The sequence below is a fragment of the Cellvibrio sp. genome (assembly GCF_053579595.1).
In genome coordinates this window covers 1-8,044 of sequence record NZ_JBRFPI010000209.1, presented here as the reverse complement: position 1 = coordinate 8,044, position 8,044 = coordinate 1, and the positions used below count along the sequence as shown (strand labels likewise).

The 8,044-nt window shown below is 49.6% G+C and carries 10 protein-coding genes; 8 read left to right on the top strand and 2 right to left on the bottom strand.

The genetic code is table 11. From position 1 onward, the window contains the following. From ACWA6V_RS13370 to ACWA6V_RS13350, 5 genes are all read left to right on the top strand, one after another. A partial coding sequence (locus ACWA6V_RS13370) for a DJ-1/PfpI family protein (protein ID WP_449522957.1) occupies nucleotides 1-504 on the top strand: 504 nt, incomplete at its 5' end. Nucleotides 505-578: 74 nt separating this feature from the next. Continuing rightward, a complete protein-coding gene (locus ACWA6V_RS13365) occupies nucleotides 579-1,028 on the top strand; it encodes a DUF3592 domain-containing protein (RefSeq protein ID WP_449522956.1) in 450 nt (149 codons plus the stop codon). Nucleotides 1,029-1,226: 198 nt separating this feature from the next. Then, nucleotides 1,227-1,691, top strand: coding sequence for a DUF3429 domain-containing protein (locus ACWA6V_RS13360; RefSeq protein WP_449522955.1), 465 nt, complete (start codon nucleotides 1,227-1,229; stop codon nucleotides 1,689-1,691). Continuing rightward, entirely contained in the window at nucleotides 1,692-2,777 is a 1,086-nt protein-coding gene (locus tag ACWA6V_RS13355) for an ADP-ribosylglycohydrolase family protein (RefSeq protein WP_449522954.1), read from the top strand. After that, nucleotides 2,761-3,759, top strand: a complete 999-nt coding sequence (locus ACWA6V_RS13350; protein WP_449522953.1) for an NAD(P)/FAD-dependent oxidoreductase — start codon at nucleotides 2,761-2,763, stop codon at nucleotides 3,757-3,759. Before ACWA6V_RS13355 ends, ACWA6V_RS13350 begins: the two co-directional genes overlap by 17 nt. A gap of 14 nt (nucleotides 3,760-3,773) precedes the next feature. Here the strand turns inward: ACWA6V_RS13350 and ACWA6V_RS13345 are convergent, their stop codons facing one another. Then, the gene (locus tag ACWA6V_RS13345) at nucleotides 3,774-4,076 is read right to left on the bottom strand and encodes a hypothetical protein (protein ID WP_449522952.1); all 303 of its coding nucleotides are present in this window, start codon (nucleotides 4,074-4,076) and stop codon (nucleotides 3,774-3,776) included. Between the two features lie 228 nt (nucleotides 4,077-4,304). On the opposite strand from ACWA6V_RS13345, the gene ACWA6V_RS13340 reads away from it, so the two are divergent. Genes ACWA6V_RS13340 through ACWA6V_RS13330 form a run of 3 tightly spaced genes read left to right on the top strand, consistent with a single transcriptional unit; the run spans nucleotide 4,305 to nucleotide 5,502 of the window. Further along, nucleotides 4,305-4,634, top strand: coding sequence for an ArsR/SmtB family transcription factor (locus ACWA6V_RS13340; RefSeq protein ID WP_449522951.1), 330 nt, complete (start codon nucleotides 4,305-4,307; stop codon nucleotides 4,632-4,634). Continuing rightward, nucleotides 4,624-5,064 (top strand): SRPBCC family protein, encoded by a 441-nt coding sequence (locus ACWA6V_RS13335; protein ID WP_449522950.1) that lies wholly within the window; start codon nucleotides 4,624-4,626, stop codon nucleotides 5,062-5,064. The genes ACWA6V_RS13340 and ACWA6V_RS13335 overlap by 11 nt, the downstream gene beginning before the upstream one ends. Nucleotides 5,065-5,088: 24 nt before the next feature. After that, nucleotides 5,089-5,502: a GFA family protein gene (locus ACWA6V_RS13330; RefSeq protein ID WP_449522949.1), complete on the top strand. Its 414-nt coding sequence runs from the start codon at nucleotides 5,089-5,091 to the stop codon at nucleotides 5,500-5,502. A 50-nt stretch (nucleotides 5,503-5,552) separates the two neighbouring features. On the opposite strand, the gene ACWA6V_RS13325 is transcribed toward ACWA6V_RS13330, so the two are convergent. Continuing rightward, the coding region (locus ACWA6V_RS13325) for a UvrD-helicase domain-containing protein (protein ID WP_449522948.1) at nucleotides 5,553-8,044 on the bottom strand (2,492 nt) is incomplete at its 5' end.

Below are 8,044 nucleotides of genomic sequence, written 5' to 3'. Positions count from 1 at the left end.
GTGGATACCCCCGTTTTCAATGTGTATGCCATTGCAGAAAAACCTGACCCTGTGCGTGCAAGGGCAGGGCTCAAGTTTGTTCCTGATTTTCACTTCAATTCGCACCCATCACTGGATCTGCTCATAATTCCTGGCGGTGTAGTTACCGCAGAGCTGGAAAAGCCTCAGGTACATGACTGGATTAATCGCGCTGCAAGTTGCACCCAAGTCACTGCTTCTGTATGCACAGGCGCATTTCTGCTTGCCAAAGCGGGCTTGCTGACTACGCATAAGGTGACAACGCATTGGGAAGATCAAGATGATTTAAAAAATGCATTCCCCGCACTGGATGTGATCAGCAATGTGCGTTGGGTGGATGAAGGATCTGTAGTGACATCGGCGGGAATATCAGCGGGTATTGATATGAGCCTCCACCTGGTTTCACGCATCGCAGGATTGTCTCTTGCTGAACGCACTGCGCGGCAAATGGAGTTTGATTGGACGCGCGACGGGGTAGTTGCTTGAGTAAATCAGTTGCTATCCCCGTTTTGTTGTTACTGGTTACATCTACATTTTTGTGATGAGAAAAGGCTTCTTTAATGAACGATAAAATGGAAAAAAACTATCAACGCTTTCGCAATTTATTCTTCGGTTTATGCATACTCGCCGCTGCCTTACTACTGCTGACCACTATGAAAAATATCATTAGCAGTGTGGCCGCTGCCAGTTGGGAAACCCATCAGGGAATTGTCACCAACGGCAGTGAGGATATGAACCGCGTCTTGGCAACACCATACAACGTCACTAACCGTTGGTTGGAATATAAATACGAAATTAACGGCAACGAATACCGCAATACTACCGTCGGTTACGGCATCAACAAACCTGCGTCAGTTTTGCGTATTGGCGATCGCGTTACTGTCTATGTTGATCCGGATAATTACGCAAATTCTGTAATAGCAGTTGGTTTTGCTAAAGGCCATTTTTTCGGATTGTTATTTTCTTGCGGGTTTGTAGTGCTGGGTTTTTATCTTTGGCGAAAGATTTAGCATTATTATTTTTAATTCCGAATTCTGCCATTTACCAAGATGTTAAACGTGTTTGATATTAAAAAATTAAGAGCACCAGGTATTGTAATCAATTCTGCACTTTAGTAGCTCTCCCATCATTGTTTTACACCTGACCTGATCTCAATTCCGCCTCCCTTCGAATAAAGTGCTGATGTAATTTGCATACCAGGTGGGGCAGTGAATACAAACGAATCGCAATTGAGTGCAAATCCTGTCGCTGTTATCGGTGGCCTGTTAGGGCTTTTGCCCTTTTGGGGGCTGGCGTTTGCGGAGCTGTGGGCGACTGGTGATTGGGTTGTCTCGGCGCTAGCGCATCTGGTGAATTATGCCGCGCTAATACTCGCTTTTGTGGGAGCAATTTGGTGGGGCATTGCCTTGAATGCGCCGCAAGGATTAGTTGGTTTAGCCTCGCGCGGTTTTTTATTCGGTTGGAGCCTGTTGCCTTGTTTGCTTGCCTGGTTTCTACTAACGCTTGATCGGCAAATGGCATTGATAGGATTTGCGGCGCTGCTAGTGCTGCAATTGTTGTTGGATTTTATTTTCTTGTGGCGCGTGCAGCTCATCGCGCGGTGGTTTTGGCAGTTGCGTGTGGTACTTACAGTAGGCGCGGCTCCCGCATTGTTGTTTGCAGGAGTTTTTTGAATGAGTCATCAGCTCATCAGCGCCCGTGTGAGCGCTGCGATCCAACTCAGTTTTATTGCTGATTCGCTAGCAATGCCAGTGCATTGGTTTTACAACCCTCAGGATATATACGCCGCATTTCCCGGTGGCATCACCAGATTCGAAGCGGCTCCCGCGTTTCATCCTTCTTCCATTATGAATTTGCATTCCACCAACGCTGGAGGCCGCGGTGCGCAACAAGCGAGCAATGGCCCGCAAGTGGTGGGCGATATTATTTTGAAAGGCAAGCGCCAGTATTGGGGTGTTGCCAATCAGCATTATCATCGCGGTATGGCGGCGGGAGAGAATACGCTTAACCTGCATTGCATGCGTATGGTGATGCGGGGGATTCAGCATAACCAGGGGCGCTATGATCCCGCGCTTTTTTTACGTAATTACATCGCCTTTATGACCGCTGAAACACCGCAGCACCCGGATACTTACGCCGAATCCTATCACCGTGGATTTTTTGCCAATTTTGCCAAAGGACGCCCAGCGGAAAAATGCGGTGCTGTGACTCACGATACCGCGTCTGTCGGTGGGTTGGTGACGGTAGCGCCCATTGCGATAGCGGAACTGTTGCATGACCGCTCGTTAAGCCGTGTGCAAGATTTATGTCGTACGCATATCTTTTTTACTCATCCCGATGAGTATTTGGGAAAAATTTGCGACGCTTACGTCGCGCTAATCGATGCGCTTTTATTTCGTACCACAGAAGATGCGCGCGGGTTGATTGCTGCAACGGCAAAACAATCGGCGGGTATTGATGTGCAGAAACTCGCGCAACAGTATCACGATGATAATCAGGTTGTCGGTGGAAAGTTTTCGCGCGCTTGTTACATCGAAGATTCATGGCCAAGCGTGTTGTATCTCGCGTGGAAATATTGCGCTGATCCGCAGCAAGGGTTGATCGCCAACGCCAATCTCGGCGGCGACAACTGCCATCGGGGCGCGGTGCTGGGTGTGATACTGGGTTTGGCTACCGCCAATGGCTTGGATAATGCGTTTGCACAACTGACTGATGCGGTTGCAATTCGTGGAGAGTGTTTGTTTGAAAGCAATAAATGAGTTTGATCTGGTTGTTGTCGGTGCAGGTATGGCTGGTCTTTCTGCGGCTGCGCAAGCCAGTGCGATGGGCAAGCGTGTATGTGTGCTGGAAAAATCCCGCGGCCCTGGCGGGCGCATGGCAACGCGTGCAAAAGAATACGGCTGTTGGGATCACGGCGCGCAATATTTTACGGCGCGCTCACCTGAATTTCGCGCGCAGGTTCAACAGTGGTTGGAGGCAGGTTTGGTCGCGCCCTGGCGCGAACCTATCGCGGTGTGGGATGGTGAACAGCTGAGTGTAAGCCGCTCGCGCGAGCGCTATGTCGGCGTGCCACAGATGAAATCGCCGTTGGTAAACAGGGCGGCGGGGCTGGAGGTTTTTTACCACACCCAAGTGACGCAAGTGCAGCACCGCGAGTCTGGTTGGATAATCGAAACAAACCAGTCGCAATGGTGTGCACCTAATCTCATTCTCGCGTTGCCTGCGCCACAAAGTCAGGCATTGCTTCCAGCAGGCAGCGCCGCCCAGGCACTCGCCGCCGGCGCGATTATGGAGCCCTGCTGGGCAATGTTGTTGGATGTTGAGTATCCATTAAACTTGCCGTTTGCCGCCGCGTTTGTGAATGAGGGATTCCTGAGTTGGATTGCCCACAATAATCGCAAACCCGAGCGCGAAACGGGCGAATGTTATGTGCTGCACGCCACGGCTGAATGGTCGCGCGCGCATCTGGAAGCTTTACCAGAAATTGTTCAAACGATGATGTTGGAAGAATTTATGCGCGTGCTTGCACATTGGTTGCCCGGGCAGCAATTGCCGCCCATCCATGTGCGTTATGTGCATCGCTGGCGTTTTGCGCGCGCTACGGAGCATGATGCTCGCGCCGCTGCTGTATGGCCTGAGCAAGGTTTAGCGCTGGCGGGCGATTGGCTTACTGACGCACGTATCGAAGGTGCCTATTGCTCTGGTGTAGCGGCGGTGATTGCGTTGTTTGAATTTAGGTGATTGTTTATGTTGATTTAAACAAAATCCGTTAGCGCTACCCATCCCCGAATTTTTCCAATATACACAAATCCAATCCCCAGCTTGATTATGTAACGGGCATCACCAGGAGTAGGTGGGTCGTATTCCTCTAAACCTTCTAATGCCAATGAAATATCGAGTGGAGGTTTCCACTGCAAGGTTTGTGGGGTTTCCGGCATGCTGAGTTCGGTATCTGTCCAGGTTAGGCCATCGCGTTCAACGGGGGATGCGTGGTTGAAATTGGCGGGGATAAATACGGCGGATGTTCCGGCCATTTTTTTGTAAATTCGCGCTCTCATGTTTGGCTCCTAAATGGTTGGGCTATTAAAACAGGTGGGCGCGCTGGGGTCTTGATATCGATCAAACAGACTCGGTGCCATCTGTACATGTTAACCAATTGGCTTGGTGCACCCGGCAGCAACAGTTTTAGAGGGACTTATTTTTGTTTGACATGCAGGTTTTTGCCTGCCTATAATTTAAATGCAGGCAAATACCTGCATGTTAATTTCTCACCTTAGAATTATTCGATGACTGAAATAGACCTGGTTTTTAAAGCGCTTGCCGATCCGAACCGGCGCAAGCTATTGGATCTTTTGCATGCCCGAAACGGGCAGACGTTAAGTGAATTATGCAACGAGTTGGCGATGGCGCGGCAGTCGGTCACTCAACATCTCGGTTTGCTAGAAGATGCGAATTTGATTTCAGTGCAGTGGCAGGGGCGCGAGAAACTCCATTACTTCAACCCTGTGCCTATCCACGATATTTACACCCGTTGGATTCAAAAATTCGAACGGGAGCGGTTGGATGCGTTGCACAGTTTCAAAACCAAACTTGAAGGAAAAAAACATGAACAATGAAAAATTTGTGTACGTGACCTACATAGCGATTACGGCGGAAAAGGTCTGGCAAGCGCTAGTGCAAGGCGATTTATCGCGGCAGTGGTGGCAAATTGAATTGGAGTCTGATTGGCAAGTGGGCTCAAGCTGGAAACATATTGGCGATGATGAACAACGTACTGTGAAGCGCATTGGCACTGTAGTGGAATCGATTCCGAATAAGCGACTCGTGTTTACCTGGATCACCCCTGAACACTCTGCCGATAAAACCCGCCACTCAAAAGTGAGCATCGATTTGGAAGAGATTGGCGAAAAAGTGCGCTTGACCGTAACGCATGAAGATTTAACCGCGGAAGGATTAAAAGGAATTTCTTACGGTTGGCCGCTGGTGTTATCCAGTCTTAAATCGTTTTTGGAAACCGGAAAACCCCTGGGTTTTTCAACTCATTAAATCACGGTTTGATTGGAGAAAATCATGAGCAAACCTTATACCGGCGGTTGTGCCTGCGGTGCAATCCGTTATGAAATTGCGGGGGAACCTCTAGTGTGCGTTGACTGCCAGTGTCGCGATTGCTCGCGCGAAAGTGGTACCGGGCATGCATCCCACGTGGTTTTTCTGCGCGCTAATGTAAACCTTTCGGGGCAGGCATCGCTGTGGGATATGACTGCCGACAGTGGCAATATAAAAACCCGCGCCTTTTGTCCCAAATGTGGGTCGCCGGTCTACATTACGTTTGCGGCAAACCCGGCTATTTTAACTGTGCGCGCCGCGAGTCTGGATGAGCCACATCGTTACAGCCCGCAAATGGTCACTTATCACGATAGCGGTTATGCATGGGATCACATTGATTCGGCATTGCCGGTATTTGCGAAAATGCCACCTGCTTAAACGGCAATTTACGCGGATTAGAAAGTGACAACGTGAAGCATCACGACAGTCTACAGTGTTTCAATAAACCTTCCGGCGCTCACCAAGTACAGTGCTGTTTTAATCGGCACTGATTCAACGGCGCCCATCAACTTCTCATAGCGTTGCAACTGCCCCTTGTAGGTTTCCATCTCTTGCGCAACAAAATCTTCCAGGCTTTGTCCGGCTTCGGGCTCGCTGCTTTTGTAATCCACAATCCAGCGCACACTATCGGCGATAAACGTGCGGTCGATTATATGTTCGCGCACATCCTGTTTGTCTTTTTGCATTAGCGATAATTCACAGGCGCTTTGTTCATGGTCGCTATTGAGCAGCCAGCGGCCTTTTTCGCTGGTTAGTATGTTAGTGATTGCGGTGGTGATTTTTTGTAAGGCGCGGTTGAGATTGTCGCCACTCCAGCCGAGTTGTTGCAGTTGGATTTTCCAGAAATTATGTTGCTGCTTGATAAACGTATCGGCGGCGATGCAATCGCGATGGGTGACCAGTTTGTTTTCGACCAGCGCTTGCAAAGCATTGTGAATGACTGTGCCGGTATGGCGGGCGAGGCGGGCACCGGTGGTTTCAACTTCAGGAATATTGAGCGGGTTGTCACTTTCGCTCATGCTAAATTCGTGGCCGCGATAATCTTTGAGCAAGGTGACATCGGTTAGTACAGGCGTTTGCCAATGTGCGGGTAAGCGCAAAATATGTTGTAGCCCCGGTTTGGTATTTTCCGGAGAAGAAATGTTGCGGTTGTTAGCGTTATTGCTGGATACATTAATTGCATTGTCTTTTACAAACGGCCAAATACTGTGCAGTAGCGATACTTTGGCAGGTGCGACTAATACATCTTCTTTGGTATTGATGCAAGCGATTAAATGCAAACGTTTAATCGCACGGGTGCAGCCTACATATAACAGTCGTGTCGATTCAAAGGCTTGTTGTTTATCTGCTTCGCGACGCATAAACGTGTAGAGGCCGTCTTCTTCTTTGCCGGTGGCAGCAAGCGAGCCGAGTAATAATTGTTTCTCGCCGTGATGGTTAATGCGCTCTTGCCAGAGCAATAATTGTTTATCGTCTTTGCGCGCACTGCGGTCAAGGCCGGGAATAATAACCGTATCAAATTCCAAACCTTTGGATTTGTGGATGGTCATCACTTGTAGTTTGGGGTCGGCATCGGCACGCGGTGCGGCAAATAAACGTTCGATAGCATTGTTAAACGCTTGCCAATCGCGAATGCTGCCGCCTTGTTGATGTTTGTCGAGCAGCGCAAAAAAGCTGTTGATATTGTCGCGGTCATTGGCGTCCAGCAAGGTTGCAGGTCCACCTAAAGCAAACCAGATTCCTTCAACCCATTGGCGCAGTGGTTTGCGGTAGCGCTCTTGCAATGCGTGTTTAATAATTGGAACCACTCTTGCGAGAATTGTTTTTCCGCTCTCGCTCACGCCACTGATCTGCTCATGCAATGCAAGTTGTGGCCAAAGCACGGCAAATGCCGTTTCGTTAGCGCGCGGGTTTTGTTCGGCGAGATTTGCCGTGGTTATGCAGTGCAGGTCGCTATTGTCCAAACCACACCAGGGTGCACGCAACACCGATAACCATGCGATGCGATCCGCTGGATTTAACAGTGCGCGGGTGAGCGAGAGTAAATCCATAATCGCCATGCGGCTGGCGAGGCGATCAATTTCAGTTGCCTGATAGTGCAAACCGGCAGCTGTCAGCGCAGGTAAAATGCGTGCGAGGTGATTGCGCGTACGCACCAGAATTGCAACGCTACCATTGGGATTGTCATAGCGCGCTTGTTGTACTAACTCAACGACTTTTTCGGCTTCTTGTTGCTGGGCATTTATGCGCGATGGAACATCGTCATCGTCGCCATCATGATTTTTTTCTGCCGATTTTTCGGTAGAGTAAGTGCACGCATAAAAATTTACCGCATCACCATCAATTGCTGGTTTAAAGGCGACAGACGGGGAATAACTTACCGCACCGCGGCTTATATCATCTTGTGCCGGAAACGCGTTTTGAAAAATACTATTAACCCAATGCACTACACCCGCTTGTGAGCGGAAATTGACACGCAGATCCAGCGCTGTTAAATCGACTGAACCTATGCCTTGTTGGCGGGCATCCAAAAATAAACCCACATTGGCGTTGCGGAAGCCGTAACAGGATTGCATGCCATCGCCCACAATAAATAGCGTGCGACCATCGCCTGCTTGCCAACCGCTGGTGAGTTTTCGCAACAGCTCCAGCTGTGGGCTGGCGGTATCCTGGAATTCATCGACGAGAATATGGCGGATGCGATAATCCAGTTGCAGCGCAAGATCAGTGGGCGAATCTTCATCGCCCAGTGCAAGCAACGCCGCTTGGCTAATAGCGGTGTAATCGGTGGCGCTTTGTTGTTTAAAGACAATGGTTAATTGTGCGACGAGTATCGGCAATATACTGGTCAGGCTGTCGAGCAATTGCCACTGGTGCTCGGCGTAATTGGCTGATGGCAGTGAGCGGAGTTCTTGGAGTA

Bases quoted from the DNA above. Each gene is read 5' to 3' on its own strand.
- ACWA6V_RS13365 (WP_449522956.1), top strand. From the start codon at position 579: ATGAACGATAAAATGGAAAAAAACTATCAACGCTTTCGCAATTTATTC.
- ACWA6V_RS13355 (WP_449522954.1), top strand. From the start codon at position 1,692: ATGAGTCATCAGCTCATCAGCGCCCGTGTGAGCGCTGCGATCCAACTC.
- ACWA6V_RS13345 (WP_449522952.1), bottom strand. From the start codon at position 4,076: ATGAGAGCGCGAATTTACAAAAAAATGGCCGGAACATCCGCCGTATTT.
- ACWA6V_RS13340 (WP_449522951.1), top strand. From the start codon at position 4,305: ATGACTGAAATAGACCTGGTTTTTAAAGCGCTTGCCGATCCGAACCGG.
- ACWA6V_RS13335 (WP_449522950.1), top strand. From the start codon at position 4,624: ATGAACAATGAAAAATTTGTGTACGTGACCTACATAGCGATTACGGCG.
- ACWA6V_RS13330 (WP_449522949.1), top strand. From the start codon at position 5,089: ATGAGCAAACCTTATACCGGCGGTTGTGCCTGCGGTGCAATCCGTTAT.